The organism is Pseudomonas sp. IT-P260, assembly GCF_949768395.1.
Lineage (GTDB): Bacteria > Pseudomonadota > Gammaproteobacteria > Pseudomonadales > Pseudomonadaceae > Aquipseudomonas > Aquipseudomonas parakoreensis.
In genome coordinates this window covers 91,563-115,045 of the sequence record NZ_CATKPO010000041.1, presented here as the reverse complement: position 1 = coordinate 115,045, position 23,483 = coordinate 91,563, and the positions used below count along the sequence as shown (strand labels likewise).

General features: G+C 61.1%; 19 protein-coding genes. 11 read left to right on the top strand and 8 right to left on the bottom strand.

Annotated features, from left to right (window positions below; all coding sequences use genetic code 11):
* Positions 1–712 precede the first annotated feature (712 nt).
* Positions 713–2,188 carry an inorganic phosphate transporter gene (locus ACM6HV_RS21635; protein ID WP_007963152.1) on the bottom strand — a complete coding sequence of 492 codons (1,476 nt, stop codon included), beginning with the start codon at positions 2,186–2,188 and terminating at the stop codon, positions 713–715.
* 375 nt (positions 2,189–2,563) lie between these two features.
* On the bottom strand, positions 2,564–2,764 hold the full coding sequence (locus ACM6HV_RS21630) for a hypothetical protein (protein ID WP_003222398.1): 201 nt from the start codon (positions 2,762–2,764) through the stop codon (positions 2,564–2,566).
* A 649-nt stretch (positions 2,765–3,413) separates the two neighbouring features.
* Between ACM6HV_RS21630 and pcaR the strand changes: the two genes are divergently transcribed.
* The 11 genes from pcaR (at position 3,414) to pcaC (ending at position 14,494) form a co-directional block, all read left to right on the top strand.
* Positions 3,414–4,256 carry a pca regulon transcriptional regulator PcaR gene (gene pcaR, locus ACM6HV_RS21625; RefSeq protein ID WP_041070522.1) on the top strand — a complete coding sequence of 281 codons (843 nt, stop codon included), beginning with the start codon at positions 3,414–3,416 and terminating at the stop codon, positions 4,254–4,256.
* A 294-nt stretch (positions 4,257–4,550) separates the two neighbouring features.
* On the top strand, positions 4,551–5,897 hold the full coding sequence (locus tag ACM6HV_RS21620) for an MFS transporter (protein WP_414905253.1): 1,347 nt from the start codon (positions 4,551–4,553) through the stop codon (positions 5,895–5,897).
* A gap of 263 nt (positions 5,898–6,160) precedes the next feature.
* Positions 6,161–7,018 carry a CoA transferase subunit A gene (locus ACM6HV_RS21615; RefSeq protein WP_041070518.1) on the top strand — a complete coding sequence of 286 codons (858 nt, stop codon included), beginning with the start codon at positions 6,161–6,163 and terminating at the stop codon, positions 7,016–7,018.
* On the top strand, positions 7,018–7,797 hold the full coding sequence (locus tag ACM6HV_RS21610) for a CoA-transferase subunit beta (protein ID WP_095667332.1): 780 nt from the start codon (positions 7,018–7,020) through the stop codon (positions 7,795–7,797). Before ACM6HV_RS21615 ends, ACM6HV_RS21610 begins: the two co-directional genes overlap by 1 nt.
* Positions 7,794–8,999, top strand: a complete 1,206-nt coding sequence (gene pcaF / locus ACM6HV_RS21605) for a 3-oxoadipyl-CoA thiolase (protein WP_414905252.1) — start codon at positions 7,794–7,796, stop codon at positions 8,997–8,999. The genes ACM6HV_RS21610 and pcaF overlap by 4 nt, the downstream gene beginning before the upstream one ends.
* 37 nt (positions 9,000–9,036) lie before the next feature.
* On the top strand, positions 9,037–9,741 hold the full coding sequence (gene pcaH / locus ACM6HV_RS21600; RefSeq protein ID WP_027614394.1) for a protocatechuate 3,4-dioxygenase subunit beta: 705 nt from the start codon (positions 9,037–9,039) through the stop codon (positions 9,739–9,741).
* 1 nt (position 9,742) lies between these two features.
* On the top strand, positions 9,743–10,309 hold the full coding sequence (gene pcaG / locus ACM6HV_RS21595; protein WP_047292153.1) for a protocatechuate 3,4-dioxygenase subunit alpha: 567 nt from the start codon (positions 9,743–9,745) through the stop codon (positions 10,307–10,309).
* 271 nt (positions 10,310–10,580) lie between these two features.
* On the top strand, positions 10,581–11,876 hold the full coding sequence (locus ACM6HV_RS21590; RefSeq protein WP_414905251.1) for an MFS family transporter: 1,296 nt from the start codon (positions 10,581–10,583) through the stop codon (positions 11,874–11,876).
* 46 nt (positions 11,877–11,922) lie between these two features.
* Positions 11,923–13,287: a 3-carboxy-cis,cis-muconate cycloisomerase gene (locus tag ACM6HV_RS21585; RefSeq protein ID WP_414905250.1), complete on the top strand. Its 1,365-nt coding sequence runs from the start codon at positions 11,923–11,925 to the stop codon at positions 13,285–13,287.
* Between the two features lie 12 nt (positions 13,288–13,299).
* Positions 13,300–14,091 carry a 3-oxoadipate enol-lactonase gene (gene pcaD, locus ACM6HV_RS21580; protein WP_414905249.1) on the top strand — a complete coding sequence of 264 codons (792 nt, stop codon included), beginning with the start codon at positions 13,300–13,302 and terminating at the stop codon, positions 14,089–14,091.
* A gap of 10 nt (positions 14,092–14,101) precedes the next feature.
* Complete coding sequence (pcaC, locus tag ACM6HV_RS21575) at positions 14,102–14,494, top strand: 4-carboxymuconolactone decarboxylase (protein WP_145593395.1); 393 nt, start codon at positions 14,102–14,104, stop codon at positions 14,492–14,494.
* A 106-nt stretch (positions 14,495–14,600) separates the two neighbouring features.
* Here the strand turns inward: pcaC and ACM6HV_RS21570 are convergent, their stop codons facing one another.
* The 6 genes from ACM6HV_RS21570 to emhB form a co-directional block, all read right to left on the bottom strand.
* Complete coding sequence (locus ACM6HV_RS21570) at positions 14,601–15,419, bottom strand: methyltransferase domain-containing protein (protein WP_145593394.1); 819 nt, start codon at positions 15,417–15,419, stop codon at positions 14,601–14,603.
* Positions 15,420–15,440: 21 nt separating this feature from the next.
* Positions 15,441–15,797, bottom strand: a complete 357-nt coding sequence (locus ACM6HV_RS21565) for a hypothetical protein (RefSeq protein ID WP_145593393.1) — start codon at positions 15,795–15,797, stop codon at positions 15,441–15,443.
* A 26-nt stretch (positions 15,798–15,823) separates the two neighbouring features.
* Positions 15,824–17,014, bottom strand: a complete 1,191-nt coding sequence (locus tag ACM6HV_RS21560; RefSeq protein ID WP_145593392.1) for an FAD/NAD(P)-binding oxidoreductase — start codon at positions 17,012–17,014, stop codon at positions 15,824–15,826.
* Positions 17,015–17,202: 188 nt separating this feature from the next.
* Positions 17,203–18,462 (bottom strand): OprD family porin, encoded by a 1,260-nt coding sequence (locus ACM6HV_RS21555; protein WP_121184142.1) that lies wholly within the window; start codon positions 18,460–18,462, stop codon positions 17,203–17,205.
* 411 nt (positions 18,463–18,873) lie between these two features.
* Entirely contained in the window at positions 18,874–20,334 is a 1,461-nt protein-coding gene (emhC, locus tag ACM6HV_RS21550) for an efflux RND transporter outer membrane subunit EmhC (RefSeq protein WP_041070497.1), read from the bottom strand.
* The gene (gene emhB, locus ACM6HV_RS21545) at positions 20,331–23,480 is read right to left on the bottom strand and encodes an efflux RND transporter permease subunit EmhB (protein ID WP_086792071.1); all 3,150 of its coding nucleotides are present in this window, start codon (positions 23,478–23,480) and stop codon (positions 20,331–20,333) included. The genes emhC and emhB overlap by 4 nt, the downstream gene beginning before the upstream one ends.
* Positions 23,481–23,483: the final 3 nt, after the last annotated feature.

Genomic DNA, 23,483 nt, shown 5'->3' with positions numbered 1-23,483 from the left:
CTTCGCTGCGGGATTCATCCGGGGGGCAGCGCCTACGGTTTGCTTCGCTGCACCTCCTCTCGCTGTGTTTGGCTGCGCCAAACGGTCGCTGCGCTCCCACCCCCGGATAAATCCCTCCACTCAGCCTGCCGACGGGCCCTCAGATCAAAAGCGGTACTCGAGCTAACGCTCATCGTGTTGAGTGGGGCGGCTTCGCCGCATGGGGTGTGCACGAATAAAGTTGTAGGAGCGAGCCTGCTCGCGAAGGCGGCCTGACAGCCGACCAAACTCCAACTGAAAGCACCCAATCCCATGTAGGAGCTGCCGAAGGCTGCGATCTTTTGATCTGCTTTGGCTTTGGCTTTGGCTTTGGCTCTTGATCTGGCTTTTGATCTTCAGCCCCTTCGGCAGGCCGAGCGAAGGTGTCCATCCGGGGGGAGGCGCGCAGCGTCATGCGGCGAAGCCGCATACATCGAGAGGAGGTGCAGCGAAGCAAACCGTAGGCGATGCCCCCGGATGGACACCGTAGCGAGGGAACACTGAGCCTCAGCGAAGTGCCGTACGCCGGGGCAAAGCCTTTTGGGTTACCTTTTCGGCGTCTGGAAAAGGTGACTCGCTGTAAGAGCGAAACCGCCAGCAGCCGTTACCGCAGCAACGGATATGCTCACAAATCCAAACCCAAAAAAAAGGCGCGATCCTCACGAATCACGCCTTTCTCATGTGCAGCGGTCTATCAGCTACCCAGCGCTTTGGATGCCAACCAGAACAACCCAGCCGACAACGCCACCGTCGCCGGCAAGGTCAGCACCCACGCCAGCAAAATGGTACGAACAGTCCCACCCTGCAGGCCGCTCTTGTTGGCGACCATGGTGCCGGCCACGCCCGAGGACAGCACGTGGGTGGTCGATACCGGCAGACTGAAGATGTTGGCCATGCCGATCAGACTCGCGGTGGTGATCTGCGCCGACATGCCCTGGGAATAGGTCATGCCTTGCTTGCCGATCTTCTCGCCGATGGTCAGTACCACGCGTTTCCAGCCAACCATGGTGCCCAGGCCCAAGGCCAGCGCGACCGCCAGAATCACCCAGAACGGGGCGTATTCGGTGGTGGTGGTCAGGTCTTTGCGCAGTTTGTCCAGGTCAGCCTTTTCACGCGCTTCCAGGCCTGGCAGCTTGCCGACTTTCTTCGCGGTGTCGTCCAGGCACAGCAGGTAGCGACGCACTTCGATGCGGCTTTCCGAGGAGAGCGAATGGTAGTCCGCTACACCTTTAAGCGTATCGAGCAGGGCGTTGATGGTCGGTTCGGTCTGCTGCGGGTTGCAGCGGAATTTCTCCGGCAGGTCGCCTTCAACGCTTTTGCCCAGGGCCAGGAATTCGCCCAGGGAGTCGGCATTGCGCTTGTAGAACTGGCTCAGGTGCAGGGTCGCATCACGGGTGCGTTCGATCTGGTAAGTGGTACTGCTCAGGTCGAGGACGAACTGCGCAGGCACGATACCGATCAACACCAGCATGATCAGGCCGATGCCTTTCTGGCCATCATTGGAGCCGTGCACAAAGCTCACGGCCATGGCCGAGATCACCAGGACCAGGCGGTTCCAGAACGGCGGATGTTTCTTGTCGTCGATCTTGCGGCGCTGTTCCGGGGTCTTGTGCATCTTCGACAGCGGGCGCCACCACTTCAGGCCGATCAGGATCAGCGCGGCGATCAGGAAGCCGGCCATTGGCGAGAACACCAGCGAGGCGCCGATGTCGATCGCTTTCTGCCAGTTCACGCCGTCGGCCAGCGGGATGTTGTTGATCAGGGCGTTGGCCAGGCCAACGCCAAGGATCGAGCCGATCAGGGTGTGGGAACTGGAGGCCGGGATACCGAAGTACCAGGTGCCCAGGTTCCAGGTGATCGCCGCGGCGAGCAACGAGAACACCATTGCCAGGCCATGGCCGGTGTTCACATTGATCAGCAGTTCTACCGGCAGCAGGTGAACAATGGCATACGCCACGCCAACGCCGCCCAGCAACACGCCGAGGAAGTTGAACACACCGGAGAAGAACACCGCCAGGTGAGGCGGCATGGCTTTGGTGTAGATAACAGTGGCTACCGCGTTAGCGGTGTCATGAAATCCATTGATGAACTCGAAGGCGAGGACAAACGTCAGGGCGAGCAAGAGGCTCACAAGCACCCAAGCATCCAGTCCGCTGAATAAATCGATCATGAAGGTTTTCTGACCCGGTCATAAGGGGGCGCGATTATGCCAGAAAAGACTGGAAATCGATCCCCTACCTGCTCATCGGTAGCAATCAATGTCGAATTAAATTGTTGCAAGGTGCAAAGCCCGAGCGTGTTGCAGGGTTTTTCAAGTGTTTGATTCTTTTGAAAAAACCTTCAGGCAGCAGGCGTTTCGTCGAGTGCGCGAGGGCCTCAAACGCTTGTGTGAAATATCTCTGAAACGAGTCAGACACGCTCCTTTCCCGCGCAACACGGGGGAGGTGGCCGCTGCCCGCGGATAGCGGGCGCGCAAGGCATTGTCGGGTCACCGCGCTTGTAGCCGGTGGCGACGCAGACCCTCGAAAAACTCACAATCGCCGGTTCATGGCTCTTCGGTTTTGAGTTCTTCTTCCATCTTTTTCAGTTCTTGCTGGAAAACCTGATCCTGAACAGTGGGGCGTTTACGCCATGCTTTGCGTTCCGGTTCCGGTTGAGCGGCGTAGGTGGTGACTTCCCCGCCGTAAACTTCCTTGTAACGTTGTTCCTGGCGCTCAAGTTCCGCGCGCAGTTCGTCTTTCGTCACAGTGCTACCTGTTTGAGTTGAGATGAATGTCTGGTGAAACGCACGGCAACGAGTCGATTGAGCGCGTCCACCGAAAGGTCATGCCCGTAAAGGCATTGGAGTTATCGGCAGGGCGGTCAAGACTTCCATGTTGCAGGCGGCTGCGACACCAGATTAAAACTGACGCAGCATCAGTTGCCTGTTTCAGCGGGCGCTGTCGTTGCATGAGTCATGCGCGTCAGCGCTGGCCGGAGCTGTCGGCGATTGGCATCGCTTCGGCAGGTGGCGGCTTCGGTGAATAAACCGGCCCCACTGAGAGGCATTATAGCGGTCGATTCGGGATTGACTATCTTTGCCAAGTTAAAAACGGTTCCGGATGTGTGATTGTTTTTGTGACTGACAATTTTTATCGCTAGTTGAAATCCGCTGAAACCTTTATGCGCTCAGTGTTGTGTTTCTGACGCCATTAAGTCGAACAACTAACGCACGATGGAAAGTTGGATTAACCCGTTCCATGGTCAATCAGGCAAACCATGAAGAGCCTGCGCCGCGGATTGCGATAATCGGTCGACGGTTCGATAATCGCCCAATCTTGGCGTCCCGGTCCTTGTGCATTTGCCGGCGAGCCGCTTGTATGGCCATTGATCCGTGCCGGAAAAAAGGACAAAAAATGAACGATCAAATGCGCAACTCCTTCACCTCCGTGGCGCCGCCGATCGTCGCGTCGCCTGCCAAGCGTATCCAGGCGCTGACGGGCGATCCGGATTTCATGACCTCGCTGGCCCGTGGCCTGGCGGTGGTGCAGGCGTTTCAGGAGCGCAAGCGGCACCTGACCATCGCCCAGATCAGCCATCGCACGGAAATACCCCGCGCCGCCGTGCGCCGTTGTCTGCACACCTTGATCAAACTGGGTTACGCCACCACTGATGGCCGTACTTACTCGTTGTTGCCCAAAGTGCTGACCCTCGGCCACGCGTATCTGTCGTCGACGCCGCTGGCGGTCTCGGCCCAGCCGTACCTCGACCGCATGAGCGAGCAACTGCACGAAGCCTGCAACATGGCCACGCTCGAAGGTGACGACATTCTGTACATCGCCCGTTCGGCGACCACGCAACGGCTGATCTCGGTGGATCTGTCGGTGGGCGGGCGTCTGCCGGCCTATTGCACCTCGATGGGCCGTATCCTGCTGGCGGCGCTGGACGACACTTCGTTGCGCGAATACTTAGACCATGCCGAACTGGTGGCCAAGACCAGCCGCACCCTGCATACCCCGGAAAGTCTGCTCGCATGCCTGCAGGAAGTGCGGCAACAGGGCTGGTGCATCGTCGATCAGGAGCTGGAGCAGGGCCTGCGCTCGATTGCGGTGCCGGTCTACGATGCATCGGGCCAAGTGGTGGCGGCGCTCAACGTCAGTACCCACGCCGGCCGCGTCAGCCGCACCGAGCTGGAACAACGATTCCTGCCGGGCCTGCTCAGCGCCAGCCGCGACCTCAGCGCACAACTGTTCGCCTGATGAAGCTGTTCGATAAACGCACAGTGTTGCGTTTATCGAATTGACGCTAAAACCCTCGGATCATTAATGTCGCGGCAGCGTCATCCGGCGCCGATATGAATGAGCCTGCCGGATTGTCGACTCCCATAATAATGACAAGAGGCAACTCACCATGCGCATGCTCCCCGACTGTCTCAGCTCCGTTCCCTGTTGCCGGATTCACCGCAACGCCTGATCCCGACCTTCTATTCTTGTGACCGTGCCGCTCTCTGGCCGGCCGCCGTTCGACTGCGTTTTTTGCGTGGAATAAAAATAATGAACCAGCCTCAGTCCGCTGTAGGTAACTGCCTCGACGTGCAGACCTTCATCAATGCCCAACCGATCTCGCGCTATCAGTGGCGGGTGGTGATCCTGTGTTTCCTGATTGTGTTTCTCGATGGCCTCGACACAGCGGCGATGGGCTTTATCTCCCCGGCGCTGTCCCAGGACTGGGGCATCGACCGCGCCAGCCTTGGCCCGGTGATGAGTGCCGCGTTGATCGGCATGGTCTTTGGCGCTCTGGGTTCGGGCCCTCTGGCTGACCGTTTCGGGCGCAAAGTGGTGCTGGTCGGCGCGGTGCTGCTGTTCGGCGCTTTCAGCCTGGCCTCGGCCTACAGCACCAACGTCGAGCAATTGCTGGTGTTGCGTTTTCTGACCGGTCTCGGCCTGGGCGCCGGCATGCCCAACGCCACCACGCTGCTCTCGGAATACACCCCGGAGCGCAAAAAGTCATTGCTGGTGACCAGCATGTTCTGTGGCTTCAACCTCGGCATGGCCGGCGGCGGTTTCATCTCCGCCAAATTGATCCCGGCGTTCGGCTGGCACAGCCTGCTGCTGATCGGCGGGATCCTGCCGCTGATCCTCGCGGTGGTGCTGCTGTTCTGGCTGCCGGAGTCGGCGCGTTATCTGGTGGTGCGCAATCGCGGCACCGACAAAGTGCGCAAGACCCTGTCGCCAATCGATCCGGTCGCCGTGGCGCAAGCCTCGAGTTTCAGCGTTCCGGAGCAGAAAACCGTCAAGGCGCGCAACGTCTTCGCGGTGATTTTCTCCGGCACTTACAGTGTCGGCACTTTGTTGCTGTGGCTGACCTACTTCATGGGCCTGGTCATCGTCTATCTGCTGACCAGTTGGCTGCCGACTCTGATGCGTGACAGCGGCGCGAGCATGGAGCAGGCGGCGTTTATCGGCGCGTTGTTCCAGTTCGGCGGGGTGTTGAGCGCGGTCGCTGTCGGCTGGGCGATGGATCGCTTCAATCCGCACAAGGTCATCGGCACGTTCTACCTGCTGGCCGGGGTGTTTGCCTACGCGGTGGGGCAGAGCCTGGGCAATATCACATTGCTGGCGACCCTGGTGCTGGTGGCGGGGATGTGCGTCAACGGTGCGCAATCGGCGATGCCTTCGCTGGCGGCGCGGTTTTATCCGACGCAAGGGCGGGCGACCGGGGTGTCGTGGATGCTCGGGATTGGCCGGTTCGGCGCGATTCTCGGGGCGTGGATGGGCGCGACGTTGCTGGGGTTGGGCTGGAACTTCGAACAGGTGCTGACGGCGCTGGTGATTCCGGCGGCGTTGGCGACGACGGCGGTGGTAATCAAAGGTGTGGTCAGTCATGCGGATGCGACCTGATATTTCGATGTAAAGCGAAAAGATCGCAGCCTTCGGCAGCTCCTACATGTGAACGCGTAACCCTGTAGGAGCTGCCGCAGGCTGCGATCTTTTGGCGGTCAACACGGAACGATAGGGTGACAACAATCCGTTCGATAAACGAACACTCAGTCGATTATCGGATTGTTTGGCGATTTTCAGCGGCTTAATCTGCAGTGACTCCGGCGCTGAACCTCGCGCCTTTTTCTCACTGGCGATTCACTACAAAAACGGGAGCCTGCTCCATGGCTGAGATCCTTTCGCTGCACGACGCGGTGAAGCAATTCGTCAACGACGGCGACACCGTCGCGCTCGAAGGCTTCACTCACCTGATCCCTACGGCGGCGGGTCATGAAATCATTCGTCAGGGCAAGAAAGATCTGACCCTGGTGCGGATGACGCCTGACCTGATCTACGACCAACTGATCGGTGCCGGTTGTGCACGCAAGCTGATCTTTTCCTGGGGCGGCAACCCCGGCGTGGGTTCGCTGCACCGTCTGCGCGATGCGGTCGAGAAACAATGGCCGCATGCCCTGGAAATCGAAGAACACAGCCACGCCGACCTGGCCAACGCCTACGTTGCCGGCGCTTCCGGCCTGCCGTTCGCGGTGCTGCGGGCCTACGCCGGTTCCGACCTGCCGAAGGTCAACCCGCTGATCAAATCCGTGACCTGCCCGTTCACCGGTGAAGTGCTGGCCGCGGTGCCGTCGGTGCGTCCGGACGTGACCGTGATCCACGCGCAGAAAGCCGACCGCCAAGGCAACGTGCTGTTGTGGGGCATTCTCGGGGTGCAGAAAGAAGCGGCACTGGCGGCCAAGCGCTGCATCGTCACCGTCGAGGAAATCGTCGACAACCTCAACGCACCAATGAACGCTTGCGTGCTGCCGACCTGGGCCTTGAGCGCGGTTTGCCACGTACCCGGCGGCGCGCATCCGTCCTACGCTCACGGTTACACCGAGCGTGACAATCGCTTCTATCAGGCGTGGGATCCGATCGCCCGCGACCGTGAGACGTTTACCGCGTGGATCAACGAATACATCCATGGCTGCGCTGACTTCAGCGCGTTCCAGGCCAAGTTGGCCGCTGCTTCGGAGGCCAAGTAATGACTTACACCACCAATGAAATGATGACCGTCGCTGCGGCCCGGCGCCTGAAGAACGGCTCGGTGTGCTTCGTCGGCATCGGCCTGCCGTCGAAAGCCGCCAACCTTGCGCGCCTGACGTCGTCGCCGGACGTGGTGCTGATCTACGAATCGGGTCCGATTGGCGCCAAGCCGAGCGTGCTGCCGCTGTCGATCGGTGATGGTGAACTGGCGGAGACCGCCGACACCGTGGTACCGACCGGTGAGATTTTTCGCTATTGGCTGCAGGGTGGGCGCATCGACGTCGGGTTTCTCGGCGCCGCGCAGGTCGACCGTTTCGGCAACATCAACACCACTGTGGTCGGCGACTATCACGCGCCGAAAGTGCGCCTGCCGGGTGCCGGTGGCGCGCCGGAAATCGCCGGTTCGGCGAAGAGCGTGTTGATTATCCTCAAGCAGTCGGCGCGCTCGTTCGTCGACAAGCTCGACTTCATTACCTCGGTCGGTCACGGCGAGGGCGGCGATTCGCGCAAGCGTCTGGGCCTGCCGGGTGCCGGTCCGGTCGGGATCATCACCGACCTGTGCATCATGGAGCCGGAAGCGGGCACCCACGAATTCGTGGTCACCGCACTGCATCCGGGCGTGACCCGCGAGCAAGTGGTCGCCGCCACCGGTTGGGCGATTCGCTTTGCCGACAACGTGGAAACCACGGCGGCACCGACCGAGACCGAACTGACTGCACTGCGCGATCTCGAAGCGCGCACTGCCGCCGCCCACGGCCAGGCACCGGGAGAAGCATGATGCGTGACGTGTATATCTGCGATGCGATTCGTACGCCCATCGGCCGCTTCGGCGGTGGACTGGCCGCCGTCCGTGCCGACGATCTGGCCGCTGTGCCGATCAAGGCGCTGATGGAACGCAATCCGTCGGTGGACTGGAATGCAATCGATGAAGTGTTCCTCGGCTGCGCCAACCAGGCCGGCGAAGACAACCGTAACGTGGCGCGCATGGCGCTGTTGCTGGCCGGTCTGCCGGAGAGCGTGCCGGGCGTGACCCTCAACCGTCTGTGTGCCTCGGGCATGGACGCGATTGGTACTGCGTTCCGCGCCATTGCCAGCGGCGAGATGGAGCTGGCGATTGCCGGTGGCGTCGAGTCGATGTCCCGTGCGCCGTTCGTGATGGGCAAGGCGGACGCAGCGTTCTCGCGCAACATGAAGCTGGAAGACACCACCATCGGCTGGCGTTTCATCAACCCGTTGATGAAGGCCCAGTACGGCGTCGATGCGATGCCGCAGACCGCCGACAACGTCGCTGACGACTATAAGGTTTCGCGTGCCGATCAGGACGCGTTCGCCCTGCGCAGTCAGCAACGCACGGCCGCCGCGCAGGCTGCGGGTTACTTCGCCGAGGAAATCGTAGAAGTGCGGATCGCCCACAAGAAGGGCGAAACCGTGGTCAGCCAGGACGAACATCCGCGCGCCGACACCACGCTTGAAGCGCTGACCAAACTCAAACCGGTCAACGGACCGGACAAGACTGTCACCGCCGGCAACGCGTCCGGGGTCAACGACGGTGCTGCTGCGCTGATTCTCGCGTCTGCCGAAGCGGTGAAGAAACACGGCCTGACCGCCCGCGCCAAGGTGCTCGGTATGGCCAGCGCCGGTGTCGCACCTCGGGTGATGGGCATCGGCCCGGTGCCGGCGGTGCGCAAACTGATCGAGCGCCTCGGCGTGGCGGTCAGCGATTTCGATGTGATCGAACTCAACGAAGCCTTCGCCAGCCAGGGTCTGGCGGTGCTGCGTGAACTGGGTCTGGCCGACGATGCTGCACAGGTCAACCCGAACGGTGGCGCGATTGCCTTGGGCCATCCGTTGGGCATGAGCGGCGCGCGACTGGTGCTGACGGCGCTGCATCAGCTGGAAAAGACCGGCGGCCAGAAAGGTCTGGCGACTATGTGCGTCGGCGTCGGGCAGGGTCTGGCCCTGGCCATCGAACGCGTCTGACGCAGCGCGTCGACTGATAAGAACAGAGGAAAGCGAAATGACTGACAAGCCTGGCTACCGTCGTCCGCAGGAAGGCACCCAGCCTGAATACCTGCACCCGACGTATCAATCCACCAACCTGCGCTCGCCGTCCAAGCCGTTGGTGTTTCTGCCGCATTCGTTGTCGGAGATCACCGGCCCGACCATCGGTGCCGAACGCGTCGCCGAGAAAGACAACGACCTGACCGCCCAACACGACGGCGAGCCGTTGGGTGAGCGCATCATCATTCACGGCCGTGTGCTCGACGAAAACGGCTTGCCGGTGCCAGGGATTCTGGTGGAAATCTGGCAGGCCAACGCCGCCGGCCGCTACAACCACAAACGTGATCTGCACGACGCGCCGCTGGACCCGAACTTCACCGGCACTGGCCGCACCGTGACCGATGCCGACGGCTGGTATCAGTTCCAGACCATCAAGCCCGGTGCCTATCCGTGGGGCAACCACCACAACGCGTGGCGCCCGGCGCACATCCATTTCTCGCTGTTCGGGCCGAGCATTCTCACCCGCCTGGTGACGCAGATGTATTTCCCCGGCGACCCGCTGCTGGCCTACGACCCGATCTACAACTGCGTGCCGGACACTTCGGCCAAGGAACGTCTGATCGCCGCTTTCGATCTGGAAAAAACCATTCCGTCCTACGCCCTCGGCTATCGCTGGGACATCGTCTTGCGCGGCCGCGACGCCACGCCGATGGAGAAATAAGATGACGCTGACTGCCACCACGTCCCACACCGTCGGGCCGTACTACCACATCGGGCTGACCTGGCTGAATCGCGAAAACCTCGCGGTCGAACAAACCCTCGGCGAGCGCGTGGCGATCACCGGCCAAGTCGTTGACGGCAACGGCGATGTGGTCAACGACGCGATGCTCGAAGTCTGGCAGGCCAACGCTGCCGGCAAGTACGCACACCCGGAAGACGAGCAGGACAAACCGCTGGACCCGCATTTCGAAGGTTTCGGCCGGGTGCCGGTGGACGCCGAAGGGCGCTTCCGTTTCACCACGATCAAACCGGGCACGGTCGAGGGCCTGAAGGGCACGACCCAGGCGCCGCATCTGGTGGTGCTGGTGTTTGCCCGTGGCTTGGTCAAGCACTTGCTGACGCGCATCTACTTTGAAGGTGAGCCGGCGAACGTCAATGACCCGCTGCTCGAATGTGTGCCGGCCGAGCGTCGCGCTACGTTGCTGGCGAAGCCGGATGCGGCAGGGGTTTATCAGTGGAATGTGATTTTGCAGGGCACTGAGGCGGAGACGGTGTTCTTCGATTATTGATCGCACCTCATTCCAGTGGAGTGAGTTTGTGGTGAGGGGATTTATCCCCGATGGGCTGCGAAGCAGCCCCAAAACCGGAGTTCACGGTGAAACTGACACACCGCGTCTGCCGGATTTGCGAGTGCTGCGCACTCGATCGGGGATGAATCCCCTCGCCACAAAAGCCCTCTTTCAGAAGAGGGGCTGTGTAATGCCTAGTGGATGTATCTGTGGAACGGGACTGTTGCGAAGTGTGTCTAGACTCTCACCTGTCCCTTCAGAGTAAAAAACAATGACAACTACCACCGCTCATTACACCGGCGAGGAGCGCAGCAAGCGCATCTTCGCCATTGTCGGTGCCTCGTCCGGCAATCTGGTCGAATGGTTCGACTTCTATGTCTATGCCTTCTGCGCGATCTATTTCGCCCCGGCGTTTTTCCCCTCCGACAACCCGACGGTGCAACTGGTCAATACGGCCGGGGTGTTCGCTGCCGGGTTCTTGATGCGCCCGATTGGCGGCTGGATCTTCGGGCGGCTGGCGGACAAGAAGGGCCGCAAGACCTCGATGATGATTTCGGTGCTGATGATGTGCTTCGGCTCATTGCTCATCGCCTGCCTGCCGACCTACGCCAGCATCGGCGTCTGGGCACCGCTGCTGTTGCTGTTCGCGCGTCTGCTGCAAGGCCTGTCGGTGGGCGGTGAGTACGGCACCACCGCGACCTACATGAGTGAAGTCGCACTCAAGGGCCAGCGCGGCTTTTTCGCCTCGTTCCAGTACGTGACCCTGATCGGCGGCCAACTGCTGGCGGTGTCGCTGGTGGTGATCCTGCAACAGTTCCTCAGTGAAGATGAATTGCGTGCCTACGGCTGGCGGATTCCGTTTGTGGTCGGTGCGGTGGCGGCGGTGATTTCGCTGTTCCTGCGTCGTTCGCTGAAAGAAACCACCAGCAAGGAAATGCGCGAGAACAAAGACGCCGGCAGCATCCGCGCACTGTTCCGTGATCACAAAGCCGCGTTCATCACCGTGCTTGGTTACACCGCCGGTGGCTCGCTGATTTTCTACACCTTCACCACGTATATGCAGAAGTACCTGGTGAACACCGCCGGCATGCACGCCAAGACCGCCAGCTACATCATGACTGGCGCGCTGTTCCTGTATATGTGCATGCAGCCATTGTTCGGCATGCTCGCCGACAAGATCGGCCGACGTAATTCGATGCTCTGGTTCGGCGCGCTCGGCACGCTGTTCACCGTGCCGATCCTGTTGAGCCTGAAAAGCATCAGCAGCCCGATTCTGGCCTTTGTGCTGATCACCTTGGCGCTGGCGATCGTCAGTTTCTACACCTCGATCAGCGGCCTGGTGAAAGCCGAGATGTTCCCGCCGGAAGTCCGCGCCCTCGGCGTCGGTCTGGCCTATGCGGTGGCCAACGCGATCTTCGGCGGTTCGGCCGAGTACGTGGCCCTGAGCCTGAAGGCCGGGGGCATGGAAAACGCTTTCTACTGGTACGTCACGGTGATGATGGCGGTGGCGTTCCTGTTCAGCCTGCGCCTGCCGAAACAGGCGGCGTACTTGCACCACGATCTGTAAACCGATGTGCGCGGGCCGCATTGGCCCGCGTCGGCAAGGACTGTTTATGACTCAGCGACCGGGCAATCAATTGTTCGATGCCTACTTCACGGCCCGCGACATGCGCGAGGTGTTCTGCGATCAGGGCCGGGTGCAGGCGATGCTCGATTTCGAAGCGGCGCTGGCCCGGGCCGAGGCGCGGGTCGGGGTGATTCCGGCGTCCGCCGTGGCGCCGATTGCCGCCGCCTGCAATGCCGGTCTGTATGACTTCGGGGCGCTGGGCGAGGCGATTGCCACGGCCGGCAACTCGGCGATTCCACTGGTCAAGGCCTTGGGCAAGCAGATCGCCGCACGCAGTGCCGAGGCCGAGCGCTATGTGCATCTGGGGGCTACCAGTCAGGACGTGATGGATTCCGGGCTGGTGCTGCAATTGCGTCAGGCGCTGGCACTGATTGAAAGCGACCTGGCAGCGCTGGCCGATTCGCTCGCCACTCAGGCCCAACGGCATGCGGCGACGCCATTGGCCGGGCGCACCTGGCTGCAGCACGCCACGCCGGTCACCCTCGGGATGAAGATTGCCGGTTGGCTCGGCGCGGTAACCCGCAGCCGTCAGCGTCTGCGCGAACTCAAACCACGGCTGCTGGTGCTGCAATTCGGCGGCGCTTCCGGCACCCTTGCGGCGCTCGGCGAGCAAGCGCTGCCGATCGCGCAGGCGCTGGCCGAAGAGCTGCAATTGGCCTTGCCTGAACAACCTTGGCACACCCAGCGTGATCGCATCGTCGAGTTCGGCGCGGTGCTTGGTTTGATCGCCGGCAGCCTCGGCAAACTCGGGCGCGACGTCAGTCTGTTGATGCAGACCGAAGCCGCGGAAGTGTTCGAACCGTCGGCGCCGGGCAAGGGCGGTTCGTCGACCATGCCGCACAAGCGCAATCCGGTCGGCGCGGCGGTGTTGATCGGCGCGGCGACCCGGGTCCCGGGGCTGGTCTCGACAATGTTCAGCGCCATGCCCCAGGAGCACGAACGCAGCCTCGGTCTGTGGCATGCCGAATGGGAAACCCTGCCGGACATCTGCTGCCTGGTGTCCGGTGCGCTGCAACAGGCGCGCCTGCTGGCCGATGGGCTGGAGGTCGATGCCGAACGCATGGCGCGCAATCTCGAGTTGACCCAAGGGCTGGTGCTGGCCGAAGCGGTGAGCATCGTCCTCGCCCAGCGGGTCGGGCGCGACACCGCGCACCATTTGCTCGAACAATGCTGCAAGCGCGCGGTGGCCGAACAGCGCCACCTGCGTGCGGTACTTGGTGACGAGCCGCAAGTGACCGCCGAACTGAGCAGCACCGAACTGGATCATCTGCTCGACCCCGCGCATTACCTCGGCCAGGCGCAAACCTGGGTCGAGCGCGCGGTGGCCGAACATAACGCATTGTCTGTCTGAAAGGAGAGGGCTGTGGCTTTCGTTCAACTCGCCGATGGCGAACTGCATTACGTCATTGAAGGCCCGGTCGATGCGCCGGTGCTGGTGCTGTCCAATTCGCTGGGTACCGACCTGCACATGTGGGACGCGCAGATGCCGGCGTTCACCGAGCACTTCAGGGTGCTGCGTTTCGACACCCGTGGTCACGGTCAATCGCTGGTGACGCCGGGGCCGTACAGCATTGAGCAATTGGGCCGCGACGTGCTGGGTCTGCTGGATGCGCTGCATATCGAACGCGCACATTTCTGCGGCTTGTCGATGGGCGGGTTGATCGGTCAGTGGCTGGGGATCAATGCCGGCCATCGTCTGCACAAACTGATCGTGTGCAACACTGCGGCGAAGATTGGCGATCCGTCGGTGTGGAATCCACGCATTGACACCGTGCTGCGTGATGGCCCGGCGGCGATGGTCGCCCTGCGTGATGCGTCGATTGCCCGTTGGTTCACCCCGGACTTTTCCGCGGCCAATCCGGCTGCAGCGAAGAAGATCACCGACATGCTCGCGGCGACTTCGCCTGAAGGTTATGCGGCCAATTGCGCGGCGGTGCGCGACGCCGATTTCCGCGAGCAACTGGCCTCGATCAACTTGCCGCTGCTGGTGATTGCTGGCACCGAAGACGCGGTGACGCCACCGTCTGGTGGGCATTTCATTCAAGAGCACGTGCGCGGCGCCGAGTACGCCGAGTTCCATGCCGCGCACCTGTCCAACGTGCAGGCCGGTGCCGCATTCAGTGATCGTGTGTTGGCGTTTCTGAACGCTCAGTGAGGAATTTTTTGTGGACGAGAAACAACGTTATGACGAAGGCATGCAAGTACGCCGTGCGGTGCTGGGCGATGCGCATGTCGATCGCAGCCTGACCACACTGACCGAGTTCAACTCGGAATTTCAGGAGATGATCACCCGTCACGCCTGGGGCGACATCTGGACGCGCCCGGGCCTGCCGCGGCATACCCGCAGCCTGATCACCATCGCCATGCTGATCGGGATGAACCGCGAAGGCGAACTGAAACTGCATTTGCGCGCAGCGGCGAACAATGGCGTAAGCCGGGGCGAGATCAAGGAAGTGATCATGCAGAGCGCGATTTATTGCGGGATTCCGGCGGCCAATGCGACGTTCCATCTGGCGGAGTCGGTGTGGGATGAGCTTGGGATTGAGTCTCGGAAATAAACATTAGAATCAAAAGATCGCAGCCTCCGGCAGCTCCTACAGGGGAGTACATTCCAAAGTAGGAGCTGCCGAAGGCTCGGGCCGCGATCGGACGATCTTTTGATCTTCAAACCCTGGCGACAATGAAAATCCGCTTGAACGGAAACAGCGTCTGCCCGTTTTTCTCCGGCGGATAATACTCATGCACGCGCATCAGGAAGTGGTAGATAAACCGCGCCTGCTCCGGTGACGTCAGCGCCTGCATCACCGCTCGCAACGCCGAGACCTTTATCCAGTCGTACACCGGCGACTTGCCGTCCACCACTTGCAGTTGCTCGGTTTCCCAGATGTCCAGCGACGTGGTCAGCGGCGCCAGCAAGCGGTAGTAATCCTCCAATGCCAACAACGGCCGCGCGGCCATGCGCTGGCGCAGTTTTGGTGTGCCGATGGGGGTGTGTCCCGGGCCGGCATCGTCGAGGGTGTCGAGCATCAGTCGATACCACAAGGCATCGCGCCAGTCCGGCATATGTGCTGCCAGACAGCCACCGGGCTTGAGATGACCAAGCAGGCGCGGCAGCAGTTGTTGATGATCGCCAATGAAATGCAGCACCGCCGCCGCGAGCAGCAGGTCGGCGGGTTGCTCGGGGTGCCAGTCGAGCAAGTCGCACTCTTGCCAGCGGGCGTTGATCGGCAGACTTCGGGCCTGATCAAGCATCTGCCGTGAGCTGTCGACGCCCAGCAACTGCGCTCGCGGCCAGCGCTCGGCCAGCAACTGCGTGGCAATGCCGGTGCCGCAGCCCAGGTCATAAATGTGTTTGGGGTCGTGCAGGTCGACACGGTCGAGCAATTCGTTGACCGGGCGTTGCCTGAGGCGGGAAAACTGCTGGTACGCCTTGGCGTCCCAGTGAGTGCAGGCGTTCCCTGCCGTTTCGAGTTTGGCGCTCATGAGGAGGTCCTCTCTGGCGGATTACAGTTGTCGTCCAATGACGTTGAGGGTTTTCAGGACAACGGCCACGCCTTTGCGTGTGTCCTCTTCATTCAGCAGTTTGAGCAACGTCAGAGTGCCCGGCGCCGCTGACTGTGCCGATACTTCGGCTTTGGCCATGCGCACTGCATTACTGACTGTCCAGGTGGCGGCAGTGCCGCTCTCGAACAATTGCGCGAGTTTTTCCACCATGGCCGCGTCGAGCAGATCGGCGATGTCGGAAACCAGGGAAAGCAGGTCGACGATATTCTCCAGGCGTCCGCCGTCGATTAACGGCTGCAGTTTTGCCATCAGCGCAGTGAACCCGGGCGTGGCTGACATTTCCTCGGTCATGTTCATGAGCAATCACTCCTCCCTGTGCAGGGTCAAAGCATTCCCCGGGCCACCGCCCAGTAAAGACCGCGATTGAAACCGTTTCTGAGCAGACCGCCCAATTTGGTCGGGGGTGTCGGCAATACATCGTGGGCGTAGTCGTACCAGAGTGGCATCCCGGCATTCAGGCCCATTTGGGCTACCGCCTGAACCCGACCGTCGTATACCGAGTTGGGTGCGCCAAGACGGATCTGCGCGGTGATGTTGTTGGCGATCACCGGCGCCTGGTTATGACAGGCGCCGCCGGCCTTGCTGACCGGCAGGTCGACGGTGTCGCCGATCACGTAGACATTCTCCAGACCGTAGACCTGCAGCGTTTCGTGATTGGTCGGCAGCCATCCTTCATCATTGGCGGCTTGTGAGATGCCGCACTCACGCACGACCTCGACGGCCTGGATGGGTGGAGTCGCCATCAGAATGTCGAAGGGTTGCGCATCGCCCTCGATTGAGTAGGCGATTTTTGCATCAGGATCCACATGGCTCAGGGTGAAGCCGCGCTGAAATTGAATGTTTTTCTGGGCAAAGATGCTCGGCAGAATTTCACCGGTGGGACGCTGCAAGAACAGACAATTGCGCAATAGCTGGGCAACCGTCGGGTAGGTGTAGATGATTTCCACTTGCTCGCGAACGCCTCGACGACGCAACAAATCATCCAGCATCAATGTCGTTTCCACGGGCGCGATGCCGCATTGGTGCGGGACGTTCGGTGTCTGCGGGAAGGACACGGTAATGAAAATCCGGCCTTTTTCGATGGTGTTCAGGCGTTGCGCCAGTTGCCGGGCAGGAAGGTATTGATAGAAGTGGTCGCCGGCTTCTTGCAGACCCTCGATACGTTCCGGCGCCGGCACGCAGCCGGTGGCGATCACCAGAAAATCATAGGCGAAGCGTTTGCCGGTTCGGGTGCGCAATTGCTGCCCGGAAAAGTCGAAACGGGTGACTTCTTCAACGTGGAAACTGATTTCCGGGCGCAACAGTGAGCGTTCCGGACGTTTGAGTTCCTCTTCGAAGAACTGACTGAACGCCACGTACATGAACGCAGGTTTGTAGTAATGATCGGGGGAACTGGACAGCAGTGTGATCGAGACGTCGCCGCGTAGAACTTCCGGATACAGCTTGCCGACCAGTTGATTGGCCAGCATGGTTCCACCTACACCGCCACCGACGATAACTATTCGCTTGCTCATACCTGACCTCCGTGGCCAAGGCAGCTTCGCGTACAGCATCCGGAGATAACGGAAGAAAACTAAGGGCTCCTACAGCAGGCTGGAGAATTTACACACCCTGTTGACTGTATCTGCGCCTCGACAAATCGCCAGTCCGGGCTGACCAGTGGTTGATGCCGGCGCCACTCATGCAGCGCCGGCGTGCGGGTTCAGAGCAAGCTGATCGGATAGCTGATGATCAGGCGGTTTTCGTCGAACTCGTTGTTGCTGAAGTCGCGGCGCATGGTCGAGTTGCGCCAGCGCACGTTGAGGTTGCGCAGGGTACCGCTTTGCACGGTGTAGCCCAGTTCCGATTCGCGGCCCCATTCCTTGCCGTCGGTGATGGTGCCGGTGTGTACGTTGTCGCCGCTGATGTAGCGGTTCATCAGGGTCAGGCCGGGGATGCCCAGGGCGGCAAAGTTGTAGTCGTGGCGCACCTGCCAGGAACGTTCCTGGGCGTTGTCGTAGCTGGAGTTGTAACTGTCGTTGGCCAGGGTGCCGCCGCTGGTGCCGTTGACGCGCATCCAGGCGCTGTCGCCGGTGAGTTTTTGCAGGCCGACATAGAAGGTGTTGCCGCCGTAGCGGGCCGAGAACATCCCCGACCAGGTCTTGTTGTCGAGTTCACCGGCGCGGGCGCTGCCGTCATCCTTGCCGTAGAAGAAGCCGAGGTTGGCGCCCAGCGTCCAGTCACCGAGTGGCTGGCTGTGAGTCAGGTTGACGTATTGCTGGCTGTAAATGTCTTTGAGTTCGGCGTTCCACAGACCGATCTGTGTCCGTTTTTCGTTGAACTGGTATTCACCGCCCTGGAAGTTGAAGCGATCAGAGGTGAACGCCGCTTTACCGAACATCGACATGTCGCTCATGCTGCTGTCGTCGCGCGGGCTGTTGGCGCGGAACTGGCCGCCGTAGAGGGTCAGGCCGTTAATCTCCTTCGAGGTGATCTGGCCACCACGGAAGGTTTGCGGCAGCGAACGACCGTCGTCCGAACGCAGGATCGGCAGCACTGGCATCCATTCGCCGACCTTGATTTCGGTCTGCGACAGCTTGGCCTTGAACGCGACGTTAGTGCGGCCGAAGTTGTCCGCCGGACGCCCGTCGTGATCCAGCGGCAGCAGTTGCGTGCCGCCGGTGCCTTTACCGCCATCGAGTTTTACCGAGTACAGGCCGAGCACGTCCATGCCGAAACCGACGGTGCCCTGGGTGAAACCGGATTTGGCGTCGAGGATGAAGTTCTGCGTCCACTCTTCAGCCTTGCCCTGCGCCTTGGTCGGGTTGGTGAAGTTGCGGTTGATGTAGAAGTTGCGCAGGTTCAGGTTGGCGCTGGCGCCCTCGATAAAACCGGCTTCTTCGGCTGCGGCGGGCAGGGCGGCGCCGGTCAGGGCCAGGGCGATCAGGCCGGGGAGTGCGTACGGCGCAGTGGGATGAGTCATCGCAGGATCTCTTGTTATTTTTTTGAGGACGAACGGGTTCGCTGCCGCCACTTTGGGGCGAGCACGACATTGCAGATCAGGAATGAAGCGGCGGCGATCAGCCGGACGGGACAGGGCGCGGGAGCATGGTGTGAACCTGTTGTTATTGGTTTTGTGGAGCGAATGGTGCGGGGGGCGGCAGGCGGGATTCAATCGGGGAAAGCAGGTTTTGGGCGATTATCGAACGCAAGATACAGCTGGATTTTATGGTGTCTGTTAGGGCCTCTTCGCGAGCAGGCTCGCTCCCACATTTGGAATGCGATCCCCTGTGGGAGCGAGCCTGCTCGCGAAAGGGGCAGCCCAAACAACACACTTTTCTGACAGGCAACAAAAAGCCCACCAATCGGTGGGCTCCTTGTGTTCACCGGATGATCAGAACAGCTTCATCTTCGGTGCTTCTTCTTTCAGCGGTTCGTTCTGCGCGGTCTGCGCATTCCAGCCACCACCCAGGGCCTTGTACAGGTTGACCGCACTGGTCAACTGCGCGAGGCGGTCGGTGATCAGTGCCTGTTGCGCGCTGAACAACTGACGCTGGGCGTCGAGGAAGGTCAGGTTGCTGTCGACACCGATGCGGTAACGACGCTCGGCCAGGCGGTAGTAATCCTGGTTGGCCGCGACGAAGTCACGCTGCGCTTGCAGTTGCTCGGTGTAGGTCTGGCGTGCGGCCAGGCCGTCGGCGACTTCCTGGAAGGCGGTCTGAATCGACTTCTCGTAGTTCGCCACGCCAATGTCCTTCTGGATCTTGGCGTAGTCGAGGCTGGCGCGCAGGCTGCCGGCGTTGAAGATCGGCAGGTTGATCTGCGGCTGGAACAGCCATGTGCCCGAACCACCTTTGAACAGACCGGACAGGTCCGGGCTCAGGCTGCCCGCATTGGCGGTCAGGCTGATGCTCGGGAAGAACGCTGCACGGGCGGCGCCGATGTTGGCGTTGGCCGCTTTCAGGTTGTACTCGGCTTGCAGGATGTCCGGACGACGTTGCAGCAGATCCGAAGGCAGGCCGGCCGGTACGTCGCTGAGCAGATCATCCGACAGCGGTTTGGCCGCTTGCAGATTGGCGGGGATGCCGGTGCCGAGCAGCAGGGTCAGGCTGTTCTCGTCCTGAGCCACCTGACGGGTGTACTTGGCCAGTTGTGCCCGGGCGTTTTCCACCGAGGTGCGCGACTGCGCCAGGTCCAGCGCCGAGGCCACACCGACTTCGTTGCTGCGGCTGGTCAGCTTGTAGCTTTCTTCGAAGGCACCGAGGGTGTCTTGCGTCAGCTTGAGCAGTTCCTTGTCGGCCTGCCAGGTCATGTAGGCGTTGGCCACACTGGCCACCAGACTGATCTGGGTGCTGCGGCGCGCTTCTTCGGTAGCGAAGTATTGTTGCAGCGCTTGTTCGCTCAGGCTGCGCACCCGACCGAACAGGTCGAGTTCGTAGGCGCTGATGCCGACGGTCGCAGTGTAGGAGCTGGTGATCGTCGAATCACCGGTCTGCGACGCTCGCGCCGGAATCCGCTGACGGCTGCCGCTGGCATTGGCCGAAACGGCCGGGAACAGATCCGCTCGCTGGATGCGGTATTGAGCCGCATAAGCGTCGATGTTCAGCGCCGCGACACGCAGGTCGCGGTTGTTTTCCAGTGCCACCTGGATCAGCTGCTGCAGGGCCGGGTCATGGAAAAACTGCTTCCAACCCTGCTCGGCAGCCGCTTGCGCCGGCGCCTGGGCCGGCGAATAGGCCGGCCCTTGCGGGTACTGACCTGCGACAGGAGCCTCAGGCTGCTGATAATCGGGGATCAGCGAGCAACCGCTCAGCACGAAGGCGGCGACTGCGATGGAGAGTAGCGACTTGCTCATTGGCCAGCCTCTTTAGGAGTTTCAGTCGTCTCGTCCGGATCGGCGATTTTGCGCTGGCCCATGGACGAAACCGTGACGAAGAACAGTGGGACCCAGAAGATCGCCAGGATCGTGGCCGTGAGCATACCGCCAATCACGCCGGTACCGATCGCATGCTGGCTACCCGAACCTGCACCCGTGGAGATCGCCAACGGTACTACACCGAGAACGAACGCCAGCGAGGTCATGATGATCGGTCGCAGACGCATGCGGCACGCTTCGATCGCCGCATCGCGCAGACTGCGCCCTTGTTCATGCAGCTCCTTGGCGAACTCGACGATCAGAATGGCGTTTTTAGCCGCAAGACCGATGGTCGTCAACAGACCCACCTGGAAGTACACGTCGTTGGACAGCCCGCGCAGGCTGGTGGCCATCAGCGCGCCGATGATCCCCAGCGGTACCACGAGCATCACGGCGATCGGAATCGACCAGCTCTCGTACAGCGCCGCCAGACACAGGAACACCATCAGCAGCGACAGGGCATACAGCGCTGGCGCCTGCGAGCCGGACAGCCGTTCCTCATAGGACAGACCGGTCCAGGAGATACCGACACCGGCCGGCAGCTTCTTGGCAATCGCTTCGACTTCGGCCATCGCTTCACCGGTGGAGTAACCCGGCGCCGGGGAACCGAGGATCTCCATCGCTTCCACACCGTTGTAGCGCGCCAGTTTCGGCGAACCGTAGATCCACTCGCCCTTGGCGAATGCGGAGAACGGCACCATGGTCCCGGCGCTGTTGCGCACGTACCACTTCTTCAGGTCTTCCGGGCTCATGCGAGCGCCAGCCTGACCTTGCACGTACACCTTTTTCACCCGGCCGCGGTCGATGAAGTCGTTGACGTAGCTACTACCGAAGGAGATCGACAGGGTGCTGTTGATGTCGGAAATGCTCACGCCCAGGGCGCGGGCCTTCGCATCGTCGATTTCCAGGTGGTATTGCGGCTCATCGTTCAGACCGTTCGGACGCACCTGGTAGAGCACCTTGCTCTGTGCAGCCATGCCGAGGAACTGGTTACGCGCTTCCATCAGTTTTTCGTGACCGATACCGGCGCGGTCCTGCAGGAACACGTCGAAACCGGTGGCGTTACCCAGCTCCAGTACCGCTGGCGGGGCGAAGGCAAACACCATCGCGTCGCGGAAACTGAAGAAGTGCTGCTGGGCGCGCTGGGCCAGGGCAAACACGCTGTTGCTCGAATCACGCTCGTGCCACGGCTTGAGCATGATGAACGCCAGACCCGAGCTCTGCCCACGACCGGCGAAGTTGAAGCCGTTCACGGTGAACACCGAGGACACCGCTCCCGCTTCTTTCTCCAGCAGATACGAACGCATTTCGTCGATCACGACCTGGGTCCGTTCGGCACTGGAACCCGCCGGGGTTTGCACTTGGGCGAACAGTACGCCCTGGTCTTCTTCCGGCAGGAACGCAGTCGGAATGCGGGTGAACAGCCAGATCATGCCGACCACGATCAACAGGTAGGCCAACAGATACGGCGCCTTGCGCTGCAGGATGTTGCCGACGCCGCGCTCGTAGCTGCGCACGCTGCGGTCGAAGTTGCGGTTGAACCAGCCGAAGAAGCCTTTTTTCGGCGTGCCGTGCTCGCCTTTCGGGATGGCTTTGAGCATGGTCGCGCAGAGCGCCGGGGTGAAGATCAGCGCAACCAGCACCGACAGGGCCATGGCCGAGACGATGGTGATCGAGAACTGACGGTAGATCACACCGGTGGAACCGCTGAAGAACGCCATCGGCAGCAATACTGCCGACAGCACCAGGGCGATACCGACCAGAGCGCCCTGGATCTGACCCATGGACTTCTTGGTCGCTTCTTTTGGTGACAGGCCTTCTTCGGCCATCACCCGCTCGACGTTTTCCACCACGACGATGGCGTCGTCCACCAGCAAGCCGATGGCCAATACCATACCGAACATGGTCAGGGTGTTGATGCTGAAACCGGCAGCCGCGAGGATGCCGAACGTGCCGAGCAATACCACCGGCACGGTCATCGTGGTGATGACGGTGGCGCGGAAGTTCTGCAGGAACAGGAACATCACCAGGAACACCAGCGCGATCGCCTCGACCAGGGTTTCAACCACACCCTTGATCGATTCGGTCACCACTGGCGTGGTGTCGTACGGGAACACCACTTCCATGCCTTGCGGGAAGAACGGCTTGAGTTCGTCAATCGTCTTGCGCAGCGCCTTGGCGGTGTCGAGGGCGTTGGCGCCGTTGGCCAGTTTGACCGCCAGACCGGACGACGGCTTGCCGTTGAACTGCGCCGAGATGGTCGAGTTTTCACCACCCAGGCCGACGTCGGCGACATCGCCGATGTGCACTTGCGAACCGTCCTGGTTGACCTTCAGCAGAATCGCCTTGAACTGCTCGGCAGTCTGCAGACGGGTCTTGCCGATGATCGTGGCGTTCAGTTGCTGGCCAGGCAGCGCTGGCAAACCGCCGAGCTGACCGGAAGACACCTGAACGTTCTGCGCCGAGATCGCGCTGCTGACATCAGCCGGGGTCAGGTTGTACTTGTTCAACTTGGCCGGATCGAGCCAGATGCGCATCGCGTACTGGGCACCGAAGACCTGGAAGTCACCGACACCGGCAGTCCGCGAGATCGGGTCCTGCATGTTCGACACGATGTAGTTGGACAGGTCGTCCTTGGTCATGCTGCCGTCACGCGATACCACGCCGATCACCAGCAGGAAGTTTTTCACTGCCTTGGTCACGCGGATACCCTGTTGCTGCACTTCCTGCGGCAGCAGCGGGGTCGCCAGGTTCAGCTTGTTCTGAACCTGAACCTGCGCGGTGTCGGAGTTGGTGCCTTGCTCGAAGGTCGCGGTGATGGTCATGCTGCCGTCGGAGTTACTTTCCGAAGACACATAACGCAGGTTGTCGATACCGTTGAGCTGCTGCTCGATCACCTGGACCACGGTGTCCTGCACGGTTTGTGCCGAAGCACCCGGGTAGGTCACGGAGATCGCGATGGCCGGAGGCGCAATGCTCGGGTACTGGTTGATCGGCAATTTGAGGATCGAGAGTGCCCCGACCAACATGATCACCAGGGCAATTACCCAGGCGAAAATCGGACGGTCGATAAAAAATTTCGACATGAG

Excerpts from the sequence above, each read along its gene's own strand:
- ACM6HV_RS21635 (WP_007963152.1), bottom strand. The coding sequence starts at position 2,188 with ATGATCGATTTATTCAGCGGACTGGATGCTTGGGTGCTTGTGAGCCTC.
- pcaR (WP_041070522.1), top strand. The coding sequence starts at position 3,414 with ATGAACGATCAAATGCGCAACTCCTTCACCTCCGTGGCGCCGCCGATC.
- ACM6HV_RS21620 (WP_414905253.1), top strand. The coding sequence starts at position 4,551 with ATGAACCAGCCTCAGTCCGCTGTAGGTAACTGCCTCGACGTGCAGACC.
- ACM6HV_RS21615 (WP_041070518.1), top strand. The coding sequence starts at position 6,161 with ATGGCTGAGATCCTTTCGCTGCACGACGCGGTGAAGCAATTCGTCAAC.
- ACM6HV_RS21610 (WP_095667332.1), top strand. The coding sequence starts at position 7,018 with ATGACTTACACCACCAATGAAATGATGACCGTCGCTGCGGCCCGGCGC.
- pcaF (WP_414905252.1), top strand. The coding sequence starts at position 7,794 with ATGATGCGTGACGTGTATATCTGCGATGCGATTCGTACGCCCATCGGC.
- pcaH (WP_027614394.1), top strand. The coding sequence starts at position 9,037 with ATGACTGACAAGCCTGGCTACCGTCGTCCGCAGGAAGGCACCCAGCCT.
- pcaG (WP_047292153.1), top strand. The coding sequence starts at position 9,743 with ATGACGCTGACTGCCACCACGTCCCACACCGTCGGGCCGTACTACCAC.
- ACM6HV_RS21590 (WP_414905251.1), top strand. The coding sequence starts at position 10,581 with ATGACAACTACCACCGCTCATTACACCGGCGAGGAGCGCAGCAAGCGC.
- ACM6HV_RS21585 (WP_414905250.1), top strand. The coding sequence starts at position 11,923 with ATGACTCAGCGACCGGGCAATCAATTGTTCGATGCCTACTTCACGGCC.
- ACM6HV_RS21570 (WP_145593394.1), bottom strand. The coding sequence starts at position 15,419 with ATGAGCGCCAAACTCGAAACGGCAGGGAACGCCTGCACTCACTGGGAC.
- ACM6HV_RS21565 (WP_145593393.1), bottom strand. The coding sequence starts at position 15,797 with ATGAACATGACCGAGGAAATGTCAGCCACGCCCGGGTTCACTGCGCTG.
- ACM6HV_RS21560 (WP_145593392.1), bottom strand. The coding sequence starts at position 17,014 with ATGAGCAAGCGAATAGTTATCGTCGGTGGCGGTGTAGGTGGAACCATG.
- ACM6HV_RS21555 (WP_121184142.1), bottom strand. The coding sequence starts at position 18,462 with ATGACTCATCCCACTGCGCCGTACGCACTCCCCGGCCTGATCGCCCTG.
- emhC (WP_041070497.1), bottom strand. The coding sequence starts at position 20,334 with ATGAGCAAGTCGCTACTCTCCATCGCAGTCGCCGCCTTCGTGCTGAGC.
- emhB (WP_086792071.1), bottom strand. The coding sequence starts at position 23,480 with ATGTCGAAATTTTTTATCGACCGTCCGATTTTCGCCTGGGTAATTGCC.